Origin of the sequence: Periweissella fabaria (assembly GCF_918814575.1) — a bacterium.
Taxonomy (GTDB): Bacteria; Bacillota; Bacilli; order Lactobacillales; family Lactobacillaceae; genus Periweissella; species Periweissella fabaria.
In genome coordinates this window covers 176,251-200,740 of record NZ_CAKKNS010000004.1, presented here as the reverse complement: position 1 = coordinate 200,740, position 24,490 = coordinate 176,251, and the positions used below count along the sequence as shown (strand labels likewise).

The window sequence follows — 24,490 nt, the reverse complement described above, 5'->3', positions numbered from 1 at the left end:
GATGATGGCGCAGATGATACACCTGTTCCCATGCCGAACACAGAAGTTAAGCTCTGTAGCGCCGAAAGTAGTTGGGGGATCGCTCCCTGCGAGGATAGGACGTCGCCATGCACATTGAAAAGGATGAAGCCGTAAGGGTTCGTCCTTTTCTACATAAAGTGTAAGCAATTATACTTTACCTAATATCAAGTGTGGTGATGATGGCGCAGATGATACACCTGTTCCCATGCCGAACACAGAAGTTAAGCTCTGTAGCGCTGAAAGTAGTTGGGGGATCGCTCCCTGCGAGGATAAGACGTCGCCATGCTTCATATTATTCCGGCATAGCTCAGTTGGTAGAGCACCTGACTGTTAATCAGGTTGTCGACGGTTCGAGCCCGCCTGCCGGAGTTATAAGGATTTAATCCTGCAAATACAATCCAGATGGAAATGTTAATCATAACCATCTGGATTTTTTGTTTGCCTAAAAACGTGGATAATTAGAAAGCACGAATAGGTGGTCTTTTATTGGATTTCAGTAGCGTGTGACAGAGTTTAGAAAGTCGTATGGTAAAATGATATTAATAAAATTAAGAGGAGGAGCGATGTTGAAAAAGATACGAAGTTGGTTGGCAGCCATTCAAGCAGCCCCACCGATTAAAATTTTTATGACGTATTTAAAACGAGCAGAACTAGGACAAGCAAGTCCAATGGTCGCCTATTATAGTTTATTGGCATTATTTCCAGCCATTATTGCGTTAGGAGCGGTTTTGCCCTATATTGGCATCAATATTAATGACACGCTGTTATTAGTGCAAACGGCCGTACCTTCAAATGTTAACGCAGTACTTGTGCCATTAATCGAAGCCGTATTGAAACGACAAAGTGTTAGTATTTTTTCCGTGGGATTGTTGGTAACATTATGGTCATTGAGTCAAGTTATTGCAATTTTTCGGACCCGTATCCAGCAAATCTATGGCGAAAAAAAAGTTAAGTCGACATGGTTGATGCGCTTAATTTCAGTTGGGTGGATTATTGGGGTGATTATAATCCAGACAGTGGTGATGTTTTTTATTGCAATCAGTAAGCCGTTATTTCAACAAGTGGTCAACATTTTTCCAACGACAGCTGAATTTATTAATATTGTGCAAAAAGCGCAGTGGCCAGTAGTGATTGCGGTCCTTTTGTTTGGGGTAATGCTGATTAACTATATGATGCCAGCTAAGCGTCCCGATTGGCGGGCTTTGTTAGCGGGGAGTGCTTTGGAAGTAGCTGCATTTCTGGCTTTAACGCAAGTTTTTGGATTATACGTTAAGATCGCAGCTAATAAATATACTTTTTACCAAGCAATTGGGAGTATTATAATTATGTTAATCTGGCTAAACTTAGTAGCGACAATTTCGCTTTTAGGAGCGGTTTTTGTGGCAACGTTTAATCAGTTATGGCGGCCAAGTATGCCAGCTGAGGATAATATAAGCAACCCACGTTGGGGGATTACCCGCTGGAAAAGGAAACAATGGGAAAGTCTAAAGGAAAATAAAAAACATGGAACTAAATGAAGAACAGCGTGAACAACACCGCGTTGACGCCGTCATTGAAGTTATTAATGATAAACATCACGCGATGGAGCAACAATTAGTGCACGCACACCAAGAAACGCGTGCCGTGGAACGTAACTATAGTGATAATGCTTCAGTTAATACGTTTGAAATTGATGACGCTAGTGAAACGAATGCTGAAATTCAACAACAACGGCAATTGGTGGCCCGAGTTGTTGAAACAGAAACGATTTTAAAGCGGCAATTAAGTACGTTGGCACAATTAGCCCACAATCCATATTTTGGTAAAATTGAAATTCAAGATACGCCACAGGCCGCCATTGAGCAGCTCTATATTGGGACATCTTCATTACAAGGACCGGATGATGAATTTCTAATCTATGATTGGCGGGCCCCCGTAGCTGCAATTTATTACAATGGAACGCTCGGGCATGTGAAGTACACCACGCCGAGTGGACACCAGGAAACAGAATTACTTAATAAGCGCCAATTTACCATTGAAGATGGGCACATTACCAATATGTTTGATACCAATGAAACGGTTGGTGACGAGATGTTGCAATATGCATTGGGCCAACAAAATGACGAATACATGCAAAATATTGTCGCAACAATCCAGGCCGAACAAAATGATATTATTCGTGACACTACGCATGATTTGCTTGTTGTGCAAGGGGTTGCGGGTTCTGGGAAGACCTCGGCAATTTTGCAACGGATTGCTTTTTTGCTATATCATGCTCGGGCCGAGTTAAGTGCTGACCAAATTTTACTTTTTTCACCGAATAAATTATTTAGTAATTATATTGCCGAAGTTCTCCCTAGTTTAGGGGAACGCAATATGCGCCAAGTAACATTGGCCGATTTCCTATCAGCACGCTTAGAAGGTTTGAAAGTCCAAACGCTTTTTGAACGGTATGAAGCCCACCAAAAGCAACTGCCAACTGAAGTGATTCGGGCAACGATGGGTTCGTTAGATTTTATGGCTGCGTTAACCGACTATGTTGCCACTTTGGATGAAGATAGTATTGAATTTGCGGACGTTTATTTAGTTGATGAAGTGCTATTCTCAGCCTACCACACCAAATTAATTTATAGTCGGCAGCCAGCTAATGCGAGTGTTGGTGCCAAAATGTTAGCCACAAAAAATCAATTAATCAAAGAATTAAAACGCAAAGTTACGAATGCTCTAGATGCACCGTGGGTTAGTGAGGCCCTCAATGGTATGAGTACAGAAGAGTATGAACAACTCATTGGAGTTGGGACCCGTGATGAATTTACTAGTGCGGAAGCGGAAAGTGAGTATGCGGCTGCAAAATTCGTTGAGCGCTATTATCAAGGTGTATATGATGCATTATTCAATGATTATTATGTTGATGTTTATACACAATATACCGCATTCTTGATGCAATATGGCACCCAGACTGATCAACCTGAGTTGTGGGAATTAAAAGCCCAACAGTTTCAAACAGCGTTGGAATACCATCAAGTATTACTCGATGATGCCACGCCGTTCATGTACTTACGTGACTTGTTAACTAATAGTGGCCGGAATCGTCAAATTCAACATTTGTTTGTTGATGAAATGCAAGATTATACAATGGCCCAGATGGTGTACTTCAAGCACGCCTTTCCGCACGCCCAGTTCACTATTTTGGGTGACAACCAACAGGCGTTATTTGATGATGTGACGGCGGTTAATGAATTTTATGCCAACTTGCAAACGGCTTTTGCGGCCAAGCATACTAAGTTGGTGACGTTAAATAAAAGTTACCGGTCAACCCAAGAAATTACCGCCTTTGGGAAAGCTTTATTACCGGCCAATAACCACATTGAAGCCTTTACACGGCAAGGGCGCTTACCACGAATAGTTCCAACAACCGATGAAACGAGCTCGATGGCTTATCTGACAGCAACTTTGCCAGAGTTTTTAGCAACATATGGGACAGTCGCTATTTTGACTAAGACTGCCAGTGCAGCCACCCGGATTGCGCAAATGTTACGGGCACAGCTACCAGTAACAAACCTAACAGCCACTGATCGAGCGTTGCCTAAAGGGGTGATTGCGTTGCCCATTTATTTGGCAAAGGGCTTAGAATTTGATTGTGCGATTGCTTATGATGTTTCGGCCACAACATATACAACAGCCAATGATGCGGCCATTTTATATACAGTTGCCACGCGGGCAATGCATGATTTATTATTAATAGTAAACGGCCAACCATCACCAATTTTGGCGCAACTTGACCGTGCGTTATACCAAAAAATTGAACCAGTAGCGGTTCACGAGGAGAATAACTAATGGCAGATATTAAGTTAATTTGTTTTGATTTGGACGGAACTTTGTTGACCGGTGAAAAGGAAATTTCACCACGCACAGCCCAGGTAATTCGTGAGTTACATGCAGCCGGAATCCATATTGCGATTGCAACTGGTCGACCAATTGCTGCCATCGGTAAGTTTATTGAAGAACTTGGCTTAACCGGGCTCGATGACTTCTCATTAACGTTTAACGGTGCATTAGTGCTTAACAATGCGACTAAAGAGCCCATCTTTAAGTTAGCCACTGATAAAGCTGCAATTACCCCATTATATGATTGGGCCCAAGCCAATGGCTACCCATTAGATGTCTTGGACTTTACGCAAAATTGGCAAATTAGTGGTATTGGCCAATCAGATTATGCGAGCGTTTTACGAGCACCACTGTTATTCCAAATTACGGATTTCGCTAGTTTACCTGATCAACCATACGCCAAAGCGGTTATGGCTACGGATAAAGAGCGGTTGGATGCTTTGAGCACCTTATTGCCAACTGAGTTACAAGCACAATTCCATATGGTTCGTTCACAACCAAAAATTTTGGAATTCTTGCAACCAACTTTGGACAAACGAGTGGGGGTCCAAGCTTTAGCCAAACATTACGGTTTAACTGCTGAAAATGTCATGGTGTTTGGGGATGCTGAAAATGATTTGGGAATGTTTGAATATGCTGGTACCCCAGTTGCGATGCTAAATGGTTCGGATGATGTTAAGGCATTATCAGCTTATACAACGCCTCGTTCGAATGATGAAGATGGAATTGGTAAATTCTTGGAACGTTATTTTGGATAATGGCTGCCACGCAATCGATGCTTGATTAAGTCGATTTTGGGCGAGCTAAAAATGTGAAATTAATACAATAAAAAATGCTTGGTGATTTTCACCAAGCATTTTTTAGTTAGGCCCGTTCATTATAAAAAGCGACCTTATTTGAATTTAGCTAAGTAGCGGATAAGTGCAAATAGTTTGAATTTTACGCGATTATCGTTATAATGGCGTTGTAGAGCCGGACACAGTAGTCAGGGGGATTTAATTATGGGAGATGTAATACCGAGAAGCACCATTATTGCGCTGCTAACCGACAATAAGTTAGCAGATGAGACCACTAAAATTATTGAAGCGACAATTGGTAATAAAATGTTTATGGTCGCTTTTTCAAATAACGGCGTAGCATTGTTACGCCTTACTACTGCTAAAGAATTGACTGGTGAAATTCGTTTTTTGGCGATGCAAGATATTGAAGAATTACAATTTGCACAAGGTTGGCTAGATTATAAAATGTTTATCAAATCGTTTGGGGGCTCACGTATTAAATTAAAAGTTAAGCGCCGATACCTTGATTATCCCGAACAGGCACCGGAATTTGCGGCTATTATCGATCGTTATCAACCAGGATATTAATTTATTATTTGTAAAGCAGTACGAAAAAACGGCTAGGAAGCTTTTCCTAGCCGTTTTATTTAATAGCCGTTAGTCAATCACAACTTTAGTGTTGTATTTAATGTTTTGGACAAACCATTCTGAATCAGCCATGGTTAAGTGGACACAACCATGTGAAGATTCGGCCGTCCCTTGCGCTTTAGCGGCTTCAGGGATGACATGACCTGCTTTATCAAATGGCACAGAGTGGAACAAGTACACACCGTGGTCTAAAAATGACACCCAATTATAGGCCCCTTCATTAACATTGGGAGCATAGAAATAATGACCGCGTTCAGCTTGAATATGATACGTTCCTTTAGGCGTGCCCCAACCTTTGGCAACTTCTCCAGTTGACGCATACATTGTGTAAAGGACATTGGTACCATCCATTAAATAAACGCGTTGTTTTTCAAGTGAAACATGGATCCACATGTCGGGATGTTGGGCGACGTTTGGATAAGGGATAGTTTCAGATGATAGCCGCCAGTTAATTGGTTGGCGCATATTCGTGGGTGTTGCTTTTGTTGGCGTTGTCTGTGTTGAGGCTGTTGGTTTATTTATGGTACCTGCTTTGGTAGGAGTGGTCTTACTAGCTAGTGCTTCATCGCTATGAAGCGCTTTATTTACTGCAAAGCCCCCAGCAACTAAGAGCGTAAGAACGGCAAAGACAGGTAAAAATTTTTTAATGGACACTATTTAACACCTCGTGAAATATAATATTAATGAACATTATATGAGATAATGGCAAGAGATTGATAAATGTGTCAAAGTTGACACATAAAACAACATAAATATTAAAAAATATTTAAAAAAATGCATTTTAATTGCGACTAAACAAACTTATGTTGACAACGTGATTACAAAATTGAGTAAGGAGCATTGAAACGTGGAAAATATTGGCATAACCGTTAAGCGAATCCGCGAAGATAAAGGCTTTTTGAGTAAAGAAACCTATGAAGGCATTTTAAGTCGTTCAACGGCCTATCGCTTTGAAAAGGATGTCGCTAAAGTTACGCTTAAACAACTGCAGGATATTTTAAAACGGCTCAATATTTTTAGTTTGGATGAATTTGTTTTTTTACGCCGTAAGTGGTACCTAGAATCAGCCCAAGAAGACACCTTATTGAGTGAGTACAATGCCGTTAATACCGCCCGTGCGCACGACTTAGCTGGAAGTTCAGAATTAACATTGGCGTTTTATCAAAAATATAAAGACGATCGCCGTAAACAAGCGAAATATTACGCATACTTAGTGCATATTGATTATTTAATAACGACAATTCAATTTGATGAGATGCTGATGCACCGCTTATTGGCATATGAAGCAGAATATCAATATGTGCATCAGTATTTAATTACTAGTAAAGAATGGACGTTGGCTGAATTAGAAGCTTTTCCAATTGTTAGTTGGGCGTTTGTAGGGCCGACAAAAGAAGTCGGTTACCAGCGCTTTAAGACTAATTTTAAAAAATATCAGGCCTTTTATGAAGTAGATATTTGGGCAAATAAATATATTAAAGGCCTGTTGTATTATTTTATCGGCCAAATTCATATGGAAGATTATGATGAATTAGTGCTACATTTAGATGATTTAGACCAAATCTATCAAGAGATGCCGCAATTAAAAATAAATAATGTATTGAACTATAGTATGTATTTATTTTTGTGTGGGATTCGTAGTGCGTATCTTAAAGATATGCCGACCGCACAAGCTTATTTGGTTAAATTTACGAATATTCAGCAAGCAATCGCTCCAGATGCGAAAATATTACAAGTCGGGCAACAATATTTTCAAAAATGCTTGCAAAAATTGCACTACTTTAGTGTTAATTAGGAATTTAAAGATATAAAAAGGACGTTGCATTCGCTGCAGCGTCCTTTTTGATAATTAAGTTAGTCAATCACAACTTTAGTGTTGTATTTAATAGTATCGTGGAACCATTTGGCGTCAGGGACTGAAAGACGGATACAACCGTGTGAGGCTTCTTCTTTACCAAGCTTAGCCGCTTCACTGAGAATGTATTGACCATTCATGTAAATTGGGACTGAGTGGAATAAGAACTCACCATGGTTGTGGAAGGAAGTCCAGTTATAGGCCCCCCCTTGAGCGGTGGGGTTATAGAAACTAAGGCCCTGTTCTTTTTGAATATGGAAGGTTCCTCGGGGAGTCCCATCACCAGATTGTTCCATCCCGGTTGAGCAATACATTGTATATAAGACGGTATTACCAGTCATTAAGAAAACCCGTTGTTGAGCAATTGAAACATGAATCCATAGGTTAGGGTACTTATTAACGTCAGGATAAGGCTTGTCTTCAGATGATAAGCGCCAATCGATAGGATTACGAAGTTTGTTGGCAGTTTCTTCTGGGGTTGGTTGAGGATCAGTTTTAGTGCTATCTTGATCATCAGCTTTGGCTTTGTCGTCAGCATCTTTATCGGCTTTGGCCTTATCAGCAGCGTCTTTATCGGCTTTGGCCTTGTTGCTAGAGGCCAAGTCGGAACTTGACTTAGCATCAGAACTTGATGTTGAAGAGGATTGTGTAGATATGCTAGTTGATGAACTGGCTGCGTTATCGTTAGTGTCTTGATCCATAAGCGTCTTCCCCGCAACGACACCGCCCCCGACAATAACTAATGCCGATACGACGCCAATTGCGATTGTTTTCAAACTCATGCTAGTCTCCTCCTGAAAATTCTATATTGAAATAATGTATCTTTAATCCTAACATACGCCATTTGTGATAAAAAGTAATCTGCCTAGCGGGACCGGAATTAAAGAAATGCTTCGTTAATAGGTTAGTAACAACACAGGATAGCTAAAGAATAACCAGCTTAGGCCGAGTAAAAATCCCGCCGCAACGTCACTAGCGTAGTGTACCCCTAAGTATACTCGTGAGACACCAATAACACCAATGATAGCGCTTCCGATAAATGTACCGATAAGCATCATGGGGCCGGTAAAATGTAATAAAGGCTGCATTAACATCAATGAACCCAAAATAATCATACTACCACTAGAATGGCCACTTGGGAAACTATAACCAAACGACTTTGCTAAGCGTGGTACGTCGGGACGATGCCGGTGAAATAGTAATTTGAAGAACGGGTTTAAGAACAGTGCAATCACACAAACATTGATACTTAACCACCAAGCAAGCTGTTGATGATTTGTAAAATACAAAGTAGCAACAAGGATAATTACGAAGATAATTAGATTGATGATACTACCAATCCGATCAACGGCTTGAAAAAAGCGCGTTGATTTGCCAGTACCACGGCGTAAAAAATTAGTAATACGCATATCAAATGGCAGTAAGTGATGATGAACAAAAGCTAAAATAAGAGCGATCAGTGTAAATGCGAATAATGATAGGCTACCAAGGGTATAAAATAGTTGAAAGGTATGCACAATTGGGACCTCGTAATTAAATCTATTTGATACTTTAAGCTTACCGTATTTAGTAGAAATACGCCAAAAAAGTACGTTGATAAAGTGAATTATTTTAAGGCCAATAAGTTCGAAATATTTAAAGAAACACCAATAATTTTTCAAGATGTAAGTAGCACACTTACAAAAATCTAATGTATAATAGTACGAAACAGCAACTTTACTAATACTTGTTGCGTACACCGTATCAAATCGCGGAAAAGACCGTACTGGGTCATTTGTCAGTACAGGGAAGGAAAATTTTAAATGACAGATAACAATACATTCTACATTACGACACCAATCTACTACCCATCTGGTAAACTCCAATTGGGGAACTCATACACGACTGTGTTAGCGGATGCTGCAGCTCGTTACAACCGGTTACTTGGTAAAGATACTTATTTCTTAACTGGGACTGATGAACACGGTTTGAAGATTGAACAAAAAGCGGAAGCCTTGAAGATGACTCCGCAAGCGTATGTCGATGGCATGGCCGACCAAATCAAAGAACTTTGGCAATTGATGGATATTTCATATGATCAATTCATCCGCACAACTGATGATATTCATGAAAAAGCCGTTGCCAAAATTTTTGAACAACTTTTAGCGCAAGGCGATATTTACAAGGGCGCCTATGAAGGTTGGTACTCAGTGTCTGATGAAGAATATTTCACTGAATCACAACTTGCCGAGGTTTACCGCGATGCTGATGGTAAGGTGACTGGTGGTAAAGCCCCATCTGGTCACGAAGTTGAATTAGTTAAGGAAGAATCTTACTTCTTCAAGATGAGCAAATACGCTGATTGGTTGCTTGAATACTATCAATCACACCCTGAATTTATTCAACCAGAAGCCCGGATGAATGAAATGATTAACAACTTTATCAAACCTGGTTTGGAAGATTTAGCGGTGACACGGACTTCATTTACTTGGGGGGTTCCTGTGCCATCAGATCCTAAACACGTTATTTACGTGTGGATTGATGCGTTGGCAAACTATATTACCGCCCTTGGTTATGATGGGGAAGACACAACTAAATTTGATAAATTCTGGCCAGCTAACGTCCATTTAGTTGGTAAGGAAATTGTGCGGTTCCACACGATTTACTGGCCAATTATGCTCCATGCATTAGGCCTTGAATTACCAAAAACAGTACTTGGTCATGGTTGGTTAGTGATGAAAGACGGTAAGATGTCTAAGTCTAAGGGTAACGTGATTTACCCAGATGTGTTAGTAGAACGTTACGGTCTTGATGCAGTCCGTTACTACTTACTCAAAGCGATGCCATTTGGTAACGACGGGGTCTTTACACCCGAAGACTTCATTGGTAAGTTGAACTATGACTTAGCTAATGACTTGGGTAACTTGTTGAACCGGACAGTTGCGATGATTAACAAATACGAAGGGGGCGTAATCCCAGCCCTTAACAGTGGTGCCACTGAATTTGATGCTGACTTAGCTCAAACAGCGGCGGAAGTAATTGCTGAATTCAACGCTAACATGGCTGAAATTAAGACGGCTGATGCCTTGAGTGCCGTTTGGAAATTGATTGCCCGCGCTAACAAGTACATCGACGAAACTGAACCATGGGTCTTAGCTAAAAATGAACTTGGTGAAAAACTTGCCGATGTCATGGCGCACTTAGCAGCAACGTTGCGGATTGTCGCCATCTTACTCCAACCATTTATGACGCACGCACCTAAGCAAATCTTTGCCCAACTTGGTTTTGATGTTGAAGATATGCAAATTGCTAACTTGAACTTTGCTGACTTAGCAGCCGGTGCAACAGTTGTTAAGAAGGGTAAACCAATCTTCCCACGTCGTGACGCCAAGGAAGAAGAAGCCTTCATCGCCGGCTTGTTGACGACTTCTGATAAGAAAAAAGGGCGTGCAGCCATTGAAAAAGCTAAAGAAACGGCTGCAGCAGCAACTGATGACTGGAACCCGGCTGATACTGAAATGAACTCATCAAAGGATGCTTTGGTTGAATATGATGACTTTGATAAGGTTGAATTGAAGGTTGCTGAAATCATTGCGGTTGAAGAAGTGCCTAAGTCAGACAAATTATTGCAATTCCGCTTGAACGCTGGTGACAGCCAAGACCGGCAAATCTTGTCTGGAATTAAGAAGTGGTACCCTAACTACAGCGAACTTGTTGGTAAGAAGGTTGTGATTGTGGCGAATATGAAACCACGTAAGATGATGGGCCGTTTGTCACAAGGGATGATTCTTTCGGCAGAACATGATGGTGAAGTTCAATTGACGATTTTACCAGATAGTGTGGTTCCTGGATCAGGAGTTGAATAGAGCAGAGTGCGAGCAAAGCCGTTCATCAACCGTGAGCGACTAGCAGCGTGCTTGATGGGAGTCATCATGCAAAGGTGCGTATCGCTTCAGGTTGTTGGATTTGTGAGCACATTTTAGCAGAGTACGAGCAAAGCGGGTAGCCAGTGAGCACCAACGAAAAACGATAAAATATGGATTTGGTATTTTAGTGGTTTTAAAGTTAGGCGGAACTGGATGGTTGTTCGAACACGTTTTGACTCTGCTGACGTAGTGTTCTATAAATGCGCTTCACACGCTTACCTAAAAATACACCCCAGACTCTTTCGGGAGGCTGGGGTGGTTTACTTATCGGCACGATTAATTTTAAATTTGATAAAATAAAGAAAACAATAGTAAAGGAGTCGACCATGCCATTTAAAAGTTACGATACCCATACTCACTTGAATGATGATGCTTTCTATAACGATTTGTCCACGTATGTTGACCGGGCCCATGAGCTTGGTGTCACAGAAATGAATATTGTTGGTTATGACGCTCAAGGTAATCAACGGGCATTAGCAATCGCACACCAATTTCCAGGGATGCATGTTTTATTAGGCTTTCAACCGGAAAATGCGCCAGAATTTAACGCACCAGAATTGGCAAAGTTGAAAATGCAATTAGCTGATGCAGCCGTCGTTGGGATTGGTGAAATTGGGTTGGATTATCACTGGGATACGCCCGTTGATGCCCAAATGAAAGCTTTTGCCGCTCAACTAAGCTTGGCTCGGGAATTAAATCTACCAGTTGTCATCCATGCTCGGGATGCCATGGATGATGTCTATGCGATGCTTAAAGCCGCTGGTGTGGAACAATTTGGTGGGGTGATTCACAGTTTCACTGGGGATGCCGCCGATGCGCAACGTTTCTTAGACTTGGGGATGTATATTTCATTTAGTGGGATTGTCACTTTCAAGAACGCCAAGGACATTCAAGCGGCTGCCCAAATTGTGCCGCTTGATCGGATCTTGGTGGAAACGGATGCGCCATTCTTAGCGCCAACGCCATACCGTGGTAAACAAAATGAACCTGGCTATGTGAAATATGTGATTGATAATTTGGCTGCCCAATTGCAAATTGAACCGGCTGAATTAGCGGCACAAACTACCGCTAATGCGCATCGTTTATGGAGAATTAAGTAATGGCCAAGATTAAAGAAGTCATCGTCGTTGAAGGTAAAGATGATACGATTAATATCAAAAAAGCCCTCGATGTCGATACAATTGAAACAAATGGGTCTGCTGTTTCACATGAAACATTGGCCCAAATCCAAGAATTAGCCGCTAAACGGGGAGTCATCATTTTTACTGATCCCGACTTTAATGGTGAACGAATTCGCAAAATTGTTAGTGAAGCAGTTCCAAATGCTAAGCATGCGTTCATCAAACGCCAAGATGGAGTTCCTAAGAACACTGGTGGGAGTTTAGGTGTCGAACATGCTAGTAAAGAAGTTATCTTAGCAGCGTTAGAAAATATTTATACCGCTAGCGAAGATGCGCCAGAATTAATTAGTCATACGGACTTATTGGCAGCTAAATTAATTGGCGGCCCCCAAGCGCGTAAAAACCGCGAATTACTTGGAATGTATTTAAACATTGGCTATGTCAATGGTAAACAACTTATGAAACGGCTACACATGTTTCAAATTACTCGCGCTGACTTCCTTGAAGCAGTTGCCCGGATTCACGAAGGAGAATAAATCATGGCAGATTACCCAGATATCGCCACCCCTGTCCGCACCCAAGCCATTATGAACCAATATGGGATTGCGACTAAGAAGAGTCTTGGTCAAAACTTTTTGACGGACTTAAATATTTTACACAACATTGTTGCCGCTGCTGAATTATCAGATACGGATAACGTGGTTGAAATTGGTCCCGGAATTGGGGCTTTGACTGAACAAATCGCTAAAGTTGCTGGTAAAGTATTAGCTTTTGAAATTGATGATCGCTTGATTCCAATTTTGGCAGATACTTTGAGTCCATACGACAACATTACGGTGTTACACAAGGACATTTTGGATGTTAACTTGCCAGCAACATTGACCGAGCAATTTGGTACTGATGCTCCCTTGAAATTAGTGGCTAACTTGCCATATTACATCACAACGCCAATTTTGATGAATGTCTTAAAGAGTGGCGTAGCTTTTGACAACATCGTGGTTATGATGCAAAAAGAAGTGGCCGACCGTTTGTCAGCTAAGCCAGGGACCAAAGATTACGGTTCACTTTCAATTGTCGTGCAATACCGGATGAATGCGGAAGTAGCCTTTATTGTGCCACGGACGGCCTTTATCCCCCAACCAAATGTTGATTCAGCGATTGTTAAATTAACTAAACGGACACCGCTTGAAGTGTTACCATTTGATGAAAATAGCTTCTTTAAATTCGTGAAAGCAAGTTTCGTACACCGTCGTAAAAGTTACTGGAATAACTTAACCGTTTACTTTGGTAAAGATGAAGCAACCAAAGAGAAGATTATGGAAGCGTTGGCGATTGCCAATGTTGATCCAAAAATTCGGGCCGAAAAGTTGAGCCTCGAAACATTTATTGAATTGACTAATGCATTCCATGAAGTTGGTCTGTTACAATAGAGGTAATAATACTATTAAATAACTTATTCAATTATAAAAATGGAGGCGTTTAAATGGCGATTTTAGTTCTTGGGGGAGCCGGATACATTGGCTCACATATGGTTGATCGATTGGTTGAAGCAAAGCGAGAGGTGGTCGTAGTTGATAACTTGGCAACCGGACACCGCCAAGCAGTTCCAGCATCCGTGCCATTTTACGAAGTTGATATTCGTGATAAAGCCGCATTGTCAGCCGTATTTGATCAAGAAAATATTGAAGCTGTCGTGCACTTTGCGGCCTCATCAATTGTGCCAGAATCAATGAAAAACCCTTTGAAATACTTTGATAACAATACTGGTGGGATGATTACATTACTTGAAGTGATGGAAGCACACAATGTTAAAAACATTGTCTTTTCATCAACGGCGGCAACGTATGGAATTCCAGAACACTCACCAATTCGTGAAACTGATCCGCAATTACCAATTAACCCATACGGTGAATCTAAGTTACAAATGGAACACATTATGCGGTGGGCAGATGCGGCTTATGGCACAAAATGGGTTGCTTTACGGTACTTCAACGTTGCTGGTGCGAAGGCTGATGGTTCAATTGGTGAAGACCACTTGCCTGAAACACACTTAGTACCACTTATTTTACAAGTTGCGGCTGGTCAACGTGAAAAAATTCAAATGTTTGGTAATGACTACAACACGCCAGATGGCTTTAACGTACGGGACTATGTCCATGTTCTTGACCTTGCGGATGCCCATATTTTAGCGTTGGATTACTTAGCCAAAGGTAACCCAAGTAACCAATTTAATCTCGGTTCTTCAACTGGTTTTTCAGTTAAAGAAATGGTTGAGGCTACACGTGAAGCCACTGGTGAAGCAATTCCCGCTGAAGTTGCACCACGCCGTGAAGGGGACCCAGATACGTTGATTGCAGCGTCTGAAAAGGCCCGTGAAATCTTAGGCTGGCAGCCACAATATGACGATGTTAAAGAAATTATCAAAACAGCATGGACGTGGACTAAGGCTCACCCAAATGGATACAACAATAAGTAATTGTTGATGTTTGCGCTACAATTTTTCGCTTGATTTGTCAAGAAAAATATGGTAAAATTAATTTATATTGCACAAGGAAGGTGGTTGATTATGCCCAGTACATTAGCAAGTATCAAACAATCGCTCGATGCGCACCGGGGGGAAACTATGACGGTAACCGCACAAGCTGGCCGTAAAAAAGTGACTGAACGGACTGGTGTGCTCCGAGAAACATATCCTGCTGTATTTGTTGTTGACTATGATAAAACCCAAAGTGCGGTCGAAACCGTATCCTACAGTTACACAGATGTTTTAACGCAAAATATTGAATTAGCTTTCAACGAATAAATCTTTAAATTTAAGTTCTGTCTTGTGACAGGGCTTTTTTTGTAGCGTGCTTAGGTGTACTTTACACGTTTTGGACATGCTGCCTAGCACGCTTTTGGTATTTTAATCGTTTTAAAGTTAGACGGCGGTGTTTGGTTGACCAAATACGGTTAGGCTATCTAGCCTAGGATTGCTGTAGTAATATGGAAGGTGAATTGACTCCTAGTTGTCACAATCTGCATATTTTTGTATAATCTTTATTAATACAGACTAAAGGGGCGCATAGGTATGCAAATTGTTGAAAAAGCAGCAGCTAAAATTAACTTAAGCTTAGATACGCCTTTTAGTCATTCTGATGGTTCACAGGAATGGGAGATGGTCATGGCGGCCGTTGATTTAGCCGACTACGTCACGATTACGACTATCCCTAAGCGAACAAAGATTGAAGTCCGCACTGATACGGGCTTTTTACCTAACGATCGTCGTAATTTGGCTTTTCAAGCGGCCCATATTTTACAAACCCGATTTCACGTGATGGAAGGGGTGCGTATTGAGATTGAAAAGCATATTCCGGTTGCAGCAGGGCTTGGCGGCGGTTCAAGCGACGCAGCAGCCGTTTTAAGAGGTTTAAACCGTATCTGGAAGTTAGGCCTAACTTTAGCTCAACTAGCTGAAATAGGCCTTGCCATCGATGCTGACGTGCCGTTCTGTGTTTACTCACAGACTGCATATGTTACGGGTAAAGGTGAAAAAATTGCACCTTTACCGAAAATGCCGGCCGCGTGGGTGGTGATTGCTAAACCAACCATTAGTGTTTCAACGCCCGTGATTTTACGTCAAATTGATTATGAACGGATAGGGCATGTTAATACTAAAGCCTTACTAGAAGGGGCTTACCGCCAAGATTGGCAACAAATGTATCCGTATATGAAAAATGTTCTTGAACCAATCACCTCCCATCACTATCCACAAATTATTGATCTTAAAGAACGGATGCTACAATCAGGGGCATGTGCGGCCCAAATGAGTGGCACTGGGCCAACTGTTTTTGGTATTTGTGAAAACCAAAGCCGAGCACAACGCATTTTAAATTCCGTCAAAGGGTTCTGTAAGGAAGTCTATATTGTTCGGACATTGGGTTAGTTATTATTGAAAAGTGCCAGAATTTTTATTCTGGCGCTTTTTTTGGTTTTAAGATATTAAAAATACGGGGCTTGCTATTGAAGGAAGTCGAAAAGCGAACATTAAATATGCGGATTTGTGTATAAGAGATGAATAAATTTATTTTGTGTTTCATAAAATATCGCATAATTACATTTAATGAGCTTAAAAACAGGAAAAAAGATAATTTATGGTATAGAAAATGCTGATAAACAATCTTTTTTGAGAAGCAATGTATAAATATCTTGTTTTATACGCAAAAAAATATTAAAATTAATAACGTTGTAACTCAGAACGATTAATTTTTTTTGGTAGTCAATATGCGTATTTTAGATAGTGAGCATATAAATATATCGTGACTATTCATGCAACAGTGAAAGGGATTCCATGAAAAAGCAGCAACGCTTTAAATTAAATCGAACGAATAAATGTTGGTTAAAAGTAGCAATGACAAGCGTTGCTGTATTTGCAGGAGTAACGACGGTTAATATTACAACCATCGATAATAACTTAGTTAAAGTGCAAATTCCAACGGTTAATGCTAGTACCACCAAAATTAATCGGTGGACATTACAAAAGCAAGTTACATGTGGGTATAATTTTCGCGAGTCAGGTTATACCAAAGTGAGCTTTAGTAAACTCCAAATGGAATTAAAGACGGCCCAACAAATTTTGGTTGCTACTAATATTAGCCAAAATGTCATTGATGATGCGGTTAAAAACGTGCATACCGCGATTATCAATTTAGTTGCGAACACTGATGATCCCAAATACTTACAGCAACAATTAGCTAAAATTATTACGAAGCCGGTGACAGCAAGTGACTTCCAAAAAAATATTTATATTTGTAATTTGGTCTTAGCTAGTGAAGGGGCAACAGCTCAACAACGTGAAGTTGCCAGTCAACTGTTATATCAAAATTCCGTTGCTGTGATTGCGCAGCAAAGTTACCAAAAAGTGGGCTAACGGCATCGATAAATTATCAATCAAAAAAGGTTTTACGCTCAATTAATGCGGCGTAAAACCTTTTTTATAATTAATGCTAAAATATGGGCCAAAAGCTTGCTATGACTCATTTTTCACCACATCCGGATTTCCCGGCGCCGGTTAAGCCAGTACTGGATTATCCACCCTTGGAAAAACCAGTATTGGAAAACCCGCAACTAATAAGTACTAATAAAATAAACACTAAATATAATAAACAACAAAGTAAATAAACACTAATCATCCTGCTGCAGTGGTTTGCTCGTAAGGCGCTTGATGGACAAAGTCTTAAAATCACGTAAACACAATTTAAAATATTTTTTAAATAAAAATGGTCACTTAGTAATTTTGTTCGTACCTTACTAAAACAACCACCAAAACCTATGTATTCAACGTGTTATAAATTTTTACGGGGAATTTTAAAATTTGATGGCGCACTTTTTAGTCCTTGATTGACTGTATAAGTGTAGGCGATTGAGAGCTAGCCTCATCAGCCGGATAACTAAGTATTGCCAAACAGACAGGAGGAAAAGTCATGTTAAAAGCAGTGAGTGTTTATGTCACAAGTGTCAATGAACAAACGGGGAAGTTGTACGTCGCCAAGCGTTTTACGGATGTGCCGCTTGAGGTCACATTTGCGCAAATGCAACCCGTCGTCGCAGCGTTGGAAACTATTGTTAACCTTGGGAATGTCCAAACAATTAATTTTGTTGAAAATCATGCCCAACTTGTAGTTTAGGAGGAATAGTCGATGTTAGTAAAAAAATTATTGCTTCAATTTAAAAACGAGAAGAACACCATTAACACGTTAGTTTTAAAGGATGTATTAGAACCAATTGATCCCGCCAAGGTCCAAGCCGCAATGGCTGTAATTGCGCAAAGTAATGTCTTTGAAGATAAAAAAGGCAAGAAAAAATACGTAACCCCCGTGGCTGCTAAAGTCGTCAATACTGAGGATAATTCAGTGTTTGACTTACGCCATAAATAATTCTAAGGAAGTTCCCGTCGATAGCGGGGACTTCCTTAGGCATTAATAAAATTAGGCCGTACATATTTTGAAAAATAGGAACGATACTCACACATAAAAAAAGACCCCCACGATATAAAAATCGCACGAGTCAGTTTCAGATTGAGCACGCTAAAGCGCCATAAAATGCTAAGTTCTCATGGTTGTTGAACGGCGATGCTTGCTCGCTTACTTAAAGATTAACAAAATAATCAAAGTAATAATTGCGGGGGTTCCTTGCATCAACAAAATCTTAGGTTTACCACCAGAAATGGCTCCAAAAATGGCCGCAATCACGACAAAAATAACACATACAAGCGTTGTGATATAACGGGCGTCAGTTGGTAAACCATAGACAGCTAGCAATGTCATAACTGCTACAAATCCATTATAGAGACCTTGGTTAGCCATTAAAACTTTTGCTTCGTGTTGGGCAGTAAATTCATTTGGTAAGTCGAATTCTTTTGCGAGTTGGGCTGGTGAAAAAAAGATTTCCATCAACATAATACCGAATGCTTCGACCCCGACGATCGTAGCAAAAATAATTGAAATTAAAGACATTATAACTTCCTTTCATATCTGAAAAATAAATTGCAAAAAAACGATTATTCAGTAAGTATAGAATAATTGCCAGAGGGTGACAAGTTAAGCTGATTTAAACGCGGAACCCGTAAATAATCAGTATTAAAGCGAACATTTCAAGGCCTTAGTTTGCAAATAGACTGTAACCCCGTATAATAAAAGATATTGATAACGTTTTGTTAATTTAAAGGAGGAATCTTATCATGACAACTGACTTTAAGAGTCGTATTTATTTAGCGGGACCATTCTTTTCAGACGCCCAAAATGCCCGCTTAGATGAAGTCGCTGCTTTACTTGCTAGCAACCCCACAGTTGGATATGTTTTCGAACCAGTTAAACACCAACAAGATGAAATTGTTGCTGAATACGGTAACGGTTCATTGGAAACGGCAATGAAGACTAAAGAGTGGCAAGATGCAACTTACCATGCGGATATCCAAGGAATTAATCAAGCGAATGCGGTTGTTGCGATGTTAGATTTCGATATTGAAAATGGGAATGTACGCCCTGATGAAGGTACAATGTTTGAAATCGGTTATGCGATTGCTTTACGTAAACCAGTGATTATTGTGCAATATGCCCAAAATGACGAACCACTTAACTTGATGTTAGCTGGCTCATACACGGGTTACTTCTGGGGTAAAGATGACATTCAAAAGTTAGGCACATATGACTTTGTTAACTTTCCTAAGCATTTAGTTAAAAAGAATGTATTTTAGTGTAACTCAGATTACGCACACATTTTGACTAGCACTACCGATAAAAAGATTTAATCCCATGCCGTTGTTGCATGGGATTTTTTGTGGCTAACAACATATCCAACACTTATCGGATATTGGTGGTTTTTATATGCAAACGCCTTTGTTATGCTTTAGCTACTAAAAAATATTACGAGGAGCAGTAAGCATGCAAGATTACACAATTACATTTAAAGTCGATGGCCAAGTTATTACCGAAGAACAAATTCGTGCGGTGGAATTAGAACGGTATCACCACGTTTTCAAAATTTTTGCCAATAAGCATATTCCAGTTACGTTAGATAATCAAGAACTTGATTTAGCAGCGTTGCTAGCCTTGCCATTAGCAGATGCTAAAATTGCATTGGCGCAAACACGCGAAGCAATTGGTAAGGAAACAACCATAAAGTTATTCACATCAGAAATCGAAGCTAGTAATGATATGTGGTTAGAGATTGCTGAAGCTTCACCAGAGCCTCAAGTTTATCAAGCCGGAATTGTTGAAGTTGAGACTAAAAATATTTCACTACCACAATTTATGATGTTTAACCAACAGCTTGCTAAAGAGAATAATTTATATTTACCATCACTTGTACACCCTGAACACTATTATTTTGATGCTAATAAAAAGGGCGAACAAACAATTATTGAAACATTTGGGATGTATCAAGAACCTTCATACTTAGATTTGCGGCCAAGTAAAAATATTACGTACCCGATTAAGCCAGATGCTAATGTTGATTTGGTAATGGCAGGGGAAACATTCTTAAAAACGTTAAATGTGAACACTAAGTTAATTGGGATGCACCAATTGACGCAAACGGCTGATGGTATGAAAGTTAAACTTGGGGTCTTTTTACCAGCTGGTGCCCCTAAAGAAATCGTAGAAGGTCATAAATGGCACTTGATGGTCGAATTTAATAATGGCTTGCATATTGCAGCACAACAACACCCCAACATGCTCCAAAAATTTATGATGAAGACCGCAATTAAGCATTTAGCTAAACAACAACAAAAGTAACCCCTAATATGCAGATCAAAAGCTCAGAAAGATTTTTCTGAGCTTTTTTGCGTACTTATTAAGTATTAAATGTGGTCGTTGTAAGGTTTAAATTTTGTTAAAAGACTTGTTTTACTAAAAGTAAGTGGTAATATATATCGCATACGATATAAAATTCAGGAGGTCCAATGGAAAATGAACACAACGGCGCGGTCTATGACCAAATGTGCCTAGCAATATATAACAGTAATCGCTACTTTCACAAGTTGTACCAATTAATTTTAGAAGATTATGATCTGACTTATTTACAGTATTTGAGCATCTTTGTTACTTGGCGGTTACAAGGAGCGCAACTAAAAGACATCTGTGATAATCTGGAGCTAGCATCAAGTACGTTAACACCAGTTGTCCAAAAGCTCGTGCAAAAAGGTTGGTTGCTCAAGCAAACTAGTCCAGCAGATGGGCGGGTACGTGAATTGGTCGTGGCACCTTCAAAGAAGGCCGATTTTAAAGATATTTTAAACCGAATTGGGGCGGTCCAAACGAAATTAATTGCCCAGTCACCACTAGCGTTAGAACATATGATTGAAGAAACACAAACGATTAATAAAGTGTTATTACAAGTTATCAAAGAGGAGGAACAAAGCAATGAAAGCCGCACAAATTAATGCCTATGGGGATGCAGATCAACTATTTGTTGGCGATTTACCAAAGCCCAAATTAGCTGCAGACGAAGTTTTAGTAGCAACATATGCCACTAGTATTAATACAATTGACTGGAAAGCCCGAGAAGGCTTAATGCAAAAAATGTTTCCATGGCAATTCCCAGTCGTCCTTGGCTGGGATGTAGCCGGGGTAATTACAGAAGTAGGGAGTGATGTTAAAACATTTAAAGTTGGAGATGAAGTTTTTGCTCGACCTGATATTTATCAAGATGGCACGCGGGGCAGTTACGCTGAATATGTTGCCGTCCGTGAAAATCAATTAGCATCTAAACCAGCCAACATTGACTTTAACCAAGCGGCTGCGGTGCCTTTAGCGGGGATGACGGCTTTACAAATTTTGCGCAAGCTTGAAGTCGGCCCAGGTAAGAAGGTCTTGATTCAAGCCGGTGCCGGGGGAGTTGGTATCTTTGCCATCCAATTAGCTAAGTTAATGGGGGCGTATGTTGCTACAACTGCTAGCGCCCACAATGCTGATTTTGTGAAAAGTCTGGGGGCTGATGAAGTAATTGATTACCACACCACTAAAATTACAGATGTTTTGCATGACTATGATGCGGTTTATGATATGGTCAACGCAATTGATGAAGGAATTGCGATTTTGAAACCAACTGGTAAGTTAATTACGATTTCAGGTTATCCAACACCAGAACAACAAGCTGGTCCGCAAACGGTTGAGTCAGGTTACTTAGCTGCAACGGGTGAAGACCTCACATACCTAGCCAATTTAATCCGTGAAGATAAATTGCAAATTATTCTGGATGCAGAATTTCCCCTTACTACTGAAGGGATTCAAGCGGCCCACCACCGAAGTGAGAGCCATCATGCGAAGGGGAAGATTGTGATCAAAGTGCGAGAACAACCGGTAGCCAGTGCACGCGTTTAGGAAAGAGTGAAATAAGGCGCGTCCAAGTACCGTAGCATACTAGTAACAATCAATGACTCGGTCTATGAGTCAGTAGGGTGTTGCGTATATGCCTAGGGACTTGCGCCTGATTGCACGTTTAGCCCCCCACACAAAAACGAAAGAGGAAAACTTGAATGTATGATGTAATTTTTATCGGTAGTGGCCATGCAGCGTGGCATGGTGCCCAAATACTGGCGAAAGCTGGTCAAAAAGTTGCCCTAGTTGAAGCAAACAAAGTTGCTGGAACGTGCACCAATTTTGGTTGTAACGCCAAAATTTTACTTGATGGACCGGCTGAAATTATCCATCATTTGCAACATTATCACGGAATTGGGATTGAAGACACGCCGGCAATTGTCTGGCCAGCATTGATGAATTACAAGCACCAAGTGATTGATCCATTGTCAGATGGCTTGGCCAAAATGTTAGCGGTTGATGGAATTGAAATTATCGCCGGCCATGCTAGTTTTGTCGATCCTCACACCATTAACGTTGATGGGACACAATACCAAGCTGATAAATTTGTGATTGCGACGGGTCAAAAGCCCGCTAAATTACCAATTCCCGGCCAGGAATTTACGCATGATAGCACTGATTTTTTGGATTTACCAGATATGCCCAAATCAATTGTCTTCATTGGAGCGGGTTACATTGCCATGGAATTTGCGGCGATTGCCCAAGCGGCTGGCAGTCATGTAACGCTGGTAGAATATGGAGCGACGGCCTTGAATGGTTTTGATGCTGAATATGGCCAACGCGTCGTTCGTGAAATGCAGGACCGTGGGATTGAGTTTGTCTTCAGTAATGCGGTTGCAAGTGTTAGTCAAGCTAGCGACCAATTTGTCGTGAATACAGCAAATGGGCAACGTATTACGGCTGATTATGTGATGGATTCAACTGGTCGGGTAGCAAACATTGACGGCTTAGGTTTGGATACAATTGGCGTTGATTACAATCGTCAAGGGGTGTTGGTTAATGAATTCCTCCAAACTAACATTGCTAATATTTATGCTAGTGGGGATGTTATTGATAAGCCAATTGCCCGTCTAACACCCACAGCAACCTTTGAATCGAATTATGTGGCGAGTGTCTTACTTGGGAATGACCAACCGATCGCATATCCTGCAGTCCCAACGGTGGCCTTCACGTTACCACGAGTGGCCCAAATTGGTTTACTTCCTCAAGAAGCTGAATTGCAAAATTGCAAAGTATATAAAATTCCATATGGTAAAATGATGCGCTTCCAAGCCCAAAATGATGCGCTTCCAAGCCCAAAATGATGTCCACGCCGCATTGAAAATTGTGGTCAATGAACAACGTCAATTAGTGGGGGCAGCCTTAATTGGTGACTTTGCTCCGGAAGTGGTTAATGCACTGGTACCGGTCATTAATGATAAGTATTCAGCGGCTAAACTTGCTAATACGATTTATGCGTTCCCAACGCATAGTGGGATTGTCTTACCATTGATTGCTAAGTTTTTGGCATAATCCTGAAAAATAAAGTCTCTACGGAATGATTTAAAATCCGTAGAGACTTTTTGTTTAATTTTGGTTATAGTAGTATAAAAATAACAAAAGGTGATACAATGGGAAATTTTTCAGATTGGTACAATTGGGATTTACATATTCATACACCAGAGACAGAATTAAATGATAACTTTCAAGATGAAAATGGACATCGTGAAAATAAAGAAGATGTATGGAAGCGCTATTGTAAAGAGATAAATGGGTATAATGCAGATGTTTTAGGAATTACTGATTATTTTTCAGTAAATAATTACTTTAAATTAAAGGAGAATAGGAAAAAATGGGGATTAAGAGATGATATCGTACTAATGCCTAATATGGAATTACGTGTAAATGATATTACTTCTAAAAAGAGAGCTAAAGGAAGCGGGGATAGCAGTTTTGTTAATTTGCATATAATTTTTGATCCAAATATTGATCGAGAATATTTAGATAAATTTTTACGGAAATTAACGGTAACTGATATTGATGATAAGGAAATAAACTTTAAAGAAGATAGAGATAAGATATTTATTAATCAAGAAATAAAATATCTTATTTCAACAAAAGACGTGATTAAGGCATTAGAAAATGTGTTCGGAAAAAATTTTTCAGATAAATGTTTAATAATGTTACCAAATACACAAGATGGTATTGTACTCGAGAGTGGTAACGGATCACAAAACGGAATTAATTTTGCTAAACGATATGTTTCGTTGTTGCAAGCTAGGACAAATAAAGCGCAAGAAGATATTGAATATCTACGTAAGAAAGATAATAGTTACGGGAAAATTTTTTCTGTAGTTACAGGTTCTGATGCGCATAGATTGGATGATTTAGAAAACTTTTCAAATAGAAGTAGAACGTGGATAAAAGCAGATAAAACATTTAACGGATTAAAGTAAAT

The 24,490-nt window shown here is 40.1% G+C and carries 24 protein-coding genes, 1 tRNA gene, 2 rRNA genes and 1 pseudogene; 24 read left to right on the top strand and 4 right to left on the bottom strand.

Annotated elements, in window-relative coordinates; translation table 11 throughout:
- From rrf (LQZ75_RS05975) to LQZ75_RS05945, 7 genes are all read left to right on the top strand, one after another.
- A 5S ribosomal RNA gene (rrf, locus tag LQZ75_RS05975) occupies positions 1-111 on the top strand; the annotation flags it as partial.
- A 79-nt stretch (positions 112-190) separates the two neighbouring features.
- Positions 191-307: ribosomal RNA gene (gene rrf / locus LQZ75_RS05970) — 5S ribosomal RNA — on the top strand.
- A 10-nt stretch (positions 308-317) separates the two neighbouring features.
- A tRNA-Asn gene (locus LQZ75_RS05965) sits at positions 318-390 on the top strand.
- Between the two features lie 194 nt (positions 391-584).
- Positions 585-1,538, top strand: a complete 954-nt coding sequence (locus LQZ75_RS05960) for a YihY/virulence factor BrkB family protein (RefSeq protein WP_230096923.1) — start codon at positions 585-587, stop codon at positions 1,536-1,538.
- The gene (helD, locus tag LQZ75_RS05955; RefSeq protein WP_230096922.1) at positions 1,525-3,837 is read left to right on the top strand and encodes an RNA polymerase recycling motor HelD; all 2,313 of its coding nucleotides are present in this window, start codon (positions 1,525-1,527) and stop codon (positions 3,835-3,837) included. Before LQZ75_RS05960 ends, helD begins: the two co-directional genes overlap by 14 nt.
- The gene (locus tag LQZ75_RS05950; protein WP_230096921.1) at positions 3,837-4,646 is read left to right on the top strand and encodes a Cof-type HAD-IIB family hydrolase; all 810 of its coding nucleotides are present in this window, start codon (positions 3,837-3,839) and stop codon (positions 4,644-4,646) included. The genes helD and LQZ75_RS05950 overlap by 1 nt, the downstream gene beginning before the upstream one ends.
- A gap of 243 nt (positions 4,647-4,889) precedes the next feature.
- Complete coding sequence (locus LQZ75_RS05945; RefSeq protein ID WP_230096920.1) at positions 4,890-5,255, top strand: hypothetical protein; 366 nt, start codon at positions 4,890-4,892, stop codon at positions 5,253-5,255.
- Positions 5,256-5,324: 69 nt separating this feature from the next.
- Here the strand turns inward: LQZ75_RS05945 and LQZ75_RS05940 are convergent, their stop codons facing one another.
- Positions 5,325-5,969, bottom strand: coding sequence for a L,D-transpeptidase (locus tag LQZ75_RS05940; protein WP_230096919.1), 645 nt, complete (start codon positions 5,967-5,969; stop codon positions 5,325-5,327).
- A gap of 193 nt (positions 5,970-6,162) precedes the next feature.
- On the opposite strand from LQZ75_RS05940, the gene LQZ75_RS05935 reads away from it, so the two are divergent.
- Positions 6,163-7,110 carry a helix-turn-helix domain-containing protein gene (locus tag LQZ75_RS05935; protein WP_230096918.1) on the top strand — a complete coding sequence of 316 codons (948 nt, stop codon included), beginning with the start codon at positions 6,163-6,165 and terminating at the stop codon, positions 7,108-7,110.
- A gap of 59 nt (positions 7,111-7,169) precedes the next feature.
- On the opposite strand, the gene LQZ75_RS05930 is transcribed toward LQZ75_RS05935, so the two are convergent.
- Both LQZ75_RS05930 and LQZ75_RS05925 read right to left on the bottom strand, forming a co-directional pair.
- Entirely contained in the window at positions 7,170-7,952 is a 783-nt protein-coding gene (locus LQZ75_RS05930) for a L,D-transpeptidase (protein ID WP_230096917.1), read from the bottom strand.
- Positions 7,953-8,066: 114 nt separating this feature from the next.
- Entirely contained in the window at positions 8,067-8,687 is a 621-nt protein-coding gene (locus tag LQZ75_RS05925) for a phosphatase PAP2 family protein (RefSeq protein WP_230096916.1), read from the bottom strand.
- 285 nt (positions 8,688-8,972) lie between these two features.
- On the opposite strand from LQZ75_RS05925, the gene metG reads away from it, so the two are divergent.
- The 10 genes from metG (at position 8,973) to LQZ75_RS05875 (ending at position 18,111) form a co-directional block, all read left to right on the top strand.
- On the top strand, positions 8,973-11,015 hold the full coding sequence (gene metG, locus LQZ75_RS05920) for a methionine--tRNA ligase (protein ID WP_230096915.1): 2,043 nt from the start codon (positions 8,973-8,975) through the stop codon (positions 11,013-11,015).
- A 386-nt stretch (positions 11,016-11,401) separates the two neighbouring features.
- Positions 11,402-12,175: a TatD family hydrolase gene (locus tag LQZ75_RS05915; protein ID WP_230096914.1), complete on the top strand. Its 774-nt coding sequence runs from the start codon at positions 11,402-11,404 to the stop codon at positions 12,173-12,175.
- Positions 12,175-12,732, top strand: coding sequence for a ribonuclease M5 (gene rnmV, locus LQZ75_RS05910; protein ID WP_230096913.1), 558 nt, complete (start codon positions 12,175-12,177; stop codon positions 12,730-12,732). The genes LQZ75_RS05915 and rnmV overlap by 1 nt, the downstream gene beginning before the upstream one ends.
- A 3-nt stretch (positions 12,733-12,735) precedes the next feature.
- Positions 12,736-13,626 (top strand): 16S rRNA (adenine(1518)-N(6)/adenine(1519)-N(6))-dimethyltransferase RsmA, encoded by an 891-nt coding sequence (gene rsmA, locus LQZ75_RS05905; RefSeq protein WP_284707495.1) that lies wholly within the window; start codon positions 12,736-12,738, stop codon positions 13,624-13,626.
- 53 nt (positions 13,627-13,679) lie between these two features.
- On the top strand, positions 13,680-14,672 hold the full coding sequence (galE, locus tag LQZ75_RS05900) for a UDP-glucose 4-epimerase GalE (RefSeq protein ID WP_230096912.1): 993 nt from the start codon (positions 13,680-13,682) through the stop codon (positions 14,670-14,672).
- Positions 14,673-14,762: 90 nt separating this feature from the next.
- A complete protein-coding gene (locus tag LQZ75_RS05895; RefSeq protein WP_230096911.1) occupies positions 14,763-14,999 on the top strand; it encodes a Veg family protein in 237 nt (78 codons plus the stop codon).
- A 267-nt stretch (positions 15,000-15,266) separates the two neighbouring features.
- Complete coding sequence (gene ispE / locus LQZ75_RS05890; RefSeq protein WP_230096910.1) at positions 15,267-16,121, top strand: 4-(cytidine 5'-diphospho)-2-C-methyl-D-erythritol kinase; 855 nt, start codon at positions 15,267-15,269, stop codon at positions 16,119-16,121.
- 405 nt (positions 16,122-16,526) lie between these two features.
- On the top strand, positions 16,527-17,105 hold the full coding sequence (locus LQZ75_RS05885; RefSeq protein ID WP_230096909.1) for a hypothetical protein: 579 nt from the start codon (positions 16,527-16,529) through the stop codon (positions 17,103-17,105).
- Between the two features lie 553 nt (positions 17,106-17,658).
- A complete protein-coding gene (locus tag LQZ75_RS05880) occupies positions 17,659-17,862 on the top strand; it encodes a hypothetical protein (RefSeq protein WP_230096908.1) in 204 nt (67 codons plus the stop codon).
- Positions 17,863-17,874: 12 nt separating this feature from the next.
- Positions 17,875-18,111, top strand: a complete 237-nt coding sequence (locus LQZ75_RS05875) for a DUF2922 domain-containing protein (RefSeq protein WP_230096907.1) — start codon at positions 17,875-17,877, stop codon at positions 18,109-18,111.
- 207 nt (positions 18,112-18,318) lie between these two features.
- Here LQZ75_RS05875 and LQZ75_RS05870 read toward each other — a convergent pair whose 3' ends face one another.
- Positions 18,319-18,690 (bottom strand): DUF1304 domain-containing protein, encoded by a 372-nt coding sequence (locus LQZ75_RS05870; RefSeq protein WP_230096906.1) that lies wholly within the window; start codon positions 18,688-18,690, stop codon positions 18,319-18,321.
- Between the two features lie 224 nt (positions 18,691-18,914).
- Here LQZ75_RS05870 and LQZ75_RS05865 point away from each other — a divergent pair, with 224 nt between their 5' ends.
- The 6 genes and pseudogenes from LQZ75_RS05865 (at position 18,915) to LQZ75_RS05835 (ending at position 24,488) form a co-directional block, all read left to right on the top strand.
- On the top strand, positions 18,915-19,430 hold the full coding sequence (locus LQZ75_RS05865) for a nucleoside 2-deoxyribosyltransferase (protein WP_230096905.1): 516 nt from the start codon (positions 18,915-18,917) through the stop codon (positions 19,428-19,430).
- 187 nt (positions 19,431-19,617) lie between these two features.
- Positions 19,618-20,469: a hypothetical protein gene (locus tag LQZ75_RS05860; protein ID WP_230096904.1), complete on the top strand. Its 852-nt coding sequence runs from the start codon at positions 19,618-19,620 to the stop codon at positions 20,467-20,469.
- 167 nt (positions 20,470-20,636) lie between these two features.
- Positions 20,637-21,116, top strand: coding sequence for a MarR family winged helix-turn-helix transcriptional regulator (locus LQZ75_RS05855; protein ID WP_230096903.1), 480 nt, complete (start codon positions 20,637-20,639; stop codon positions 21,114-21,116).
- On the top strand, positions 21,097-22,056 hold the full coding sequence (locus LQZ75_RS05850; protein ID WP_230096902.1) for an NADP-dependent oxidoreductase: 960 nt from the start codon (positions 21,097-21,099) through the stop codon (positions 22,054-22,056). Before LQZ75_RS05855 ends, LQZ75_RS05850 begins: the two co-directional genes overlap by 20 nt.
- 155 nt (positions 22,057-22,211) lie before the next feature.
- Positions 22,212-23,565, top strand: a pseudogene (locus LQZ75_RS05845) (dihydrolipoyl dehydrogenase family protein).
- A gap of 98 nt (positions 23,566-23,663) precedes the next feature.
- Positions 23,664-24,488, top strand: a complete 825-nt coding sequence (locus LQZ75_RS05835; protein WP_230096899.1) for a hypothetical protein — start codon at positions 23,664-23,666, stop codon at positions 24,486-24,488.
- Positions 24,489-24,490: the final 2 nt, after the last annotated feature.

Bases quoted from the DNA above. Each gene is read 5' to 3' on its own strand.
- LQZ75_RS05875 (WP_230096907.1), top strand. From the start codon at position 17,875: ATGTTAGTAAAAAAATTATTGCTTCAATTTAAAAACGAGAAGAACACC.
- rnmV (WP_230096913.1), top strand. From the start codon at position 12,175: ATGGCCAAGATTAAAGAAGTCATCGTCGTTGAAGGTAAAGATGATACG.
- LQZ75_RS05855 (WP_230096903.1), top strand. From the start codon at position 20,637: ATGGAAAATGAACACAACGGCGCGGTCTATGACCAAATGTGCCTAGCA.
- rsmA (WP_284707495.1), top strand. From the start codon at position 12,736: ATGGCAGATTACCCAGATATCGCCACCCCTGTCCGCACCCAAGCCATT.
- LQZ75_RS05885 (WP_230096909.1), top strand. From the start codon at position 16,527: ATGAAAAAGCAGCAACGCTTTAAATTAAATCGAACGAATAAATGTTGG.
- LQZ75_RS05835 (WP_230096899.1), top strand. From the start codon at position 23,664: ATGGGAAATTTTTCAGATTGGTACAATTGGGATTTACATATTCATACA.
- LQZ75_RS05895 (WP_230096911.1), top strand. From the start codon at position 14,763: ATGCCCAGTACATTAGCAAGTATCAAACAATCGCTCGATGCGCACCGG.
- LQZ75_RS05950 (WP_230096921.1), top strand. From the start codon at position 3,837: ATGGCAGATATTAAGTTAATTTGTTTTGATTTGGACGGAACTTTGTTG.
- helD (WP_230096922.1), top strand. From the start codon at position 1,525: ATGGAACTAAATGAAGAACAGCGTGAACAACACCGCGTTGACGCCGTC.
- LQZ75_RS05870 (WP_230096906.1), bottom strand. From the start codon at position 18,690: ATGTCTTTAATTTCAATTATTTTTGCTACGATCGTCGGGGTCGAAGCA.
- LQZ75_RS05930 (WP_230096917.1), bottom strand. From the start codon at position 7,952: ATGAGTTTGAAAACAATCGCAATTGGCGTCGTATCGGCATTAGTTATT.
- LQZ75_RS05960 (WP_230096923.1), top strand. From the start codon at position 585: ATGTTGAAAAAGATACGAAGTTGGTTGGCAGCCATTCAAGCAGCCCCA.
- LQZ75_RS05850 (WP_230096902.1), top strand. From the start codon at position 21,097: ATGAAAGCCGCACAAATTAATGCCTATGGGGATGCAGATCAACTATTT.
- LQZ75_RS05865 (WP_230096905.1), top strand. From the start codon at position 18,915: ATGACAACTGACTTTAAGAGTCGTATTTATTTAGCGGGACCATTCTTT.
- LQZ75_RS05880 (WP_230096908.1), top strand. From the start codon at position 17,659: ATGTTAAAAGCAGTGAGTGTTTATGTCACAAGTGTCAATGAACAAACG.
- LQZ75_RS05945 (WP_230096920.1), top strand. From the start codon at position 4,890: ATGGGAGATGTAATACCGAGAAGCACCATTATTGCGCTGCTAACCGAC.
- LQZ75_RS05915 (WP_230096914.1), top strand. From the start codon at position 11,402: ATGCCATTTAAAAGTTACGATACCCATACTCACTTGAATGATGATGCT.
- LQZ75_RS05860 (WP_230096904.1), top strand. From the start codon at position 19,618: ATGCAAGATTACACAATTACATTTAAAGTCGATGGCCAAGTTATTACC.
- ispE (WP_230096910.1), top strand. From the start codon at position 15,267: ATGCAAATTGTTGAAAAAGCAGCAGCTAAAATTAACTTAAGCTTAGAT.
- galE (WP_230096912.1), top strand. From the start codon at position 13,680: ATGGCGATTTTAGTTCTTGGGGGAGCCGGATACATTGGCTCACATATG.
- metG (WP_230096915.1), top strand. From the start codon at position 8,973: ATGACAGATAACAATACATTCTACATTACGACACCAATCTACTACCCA.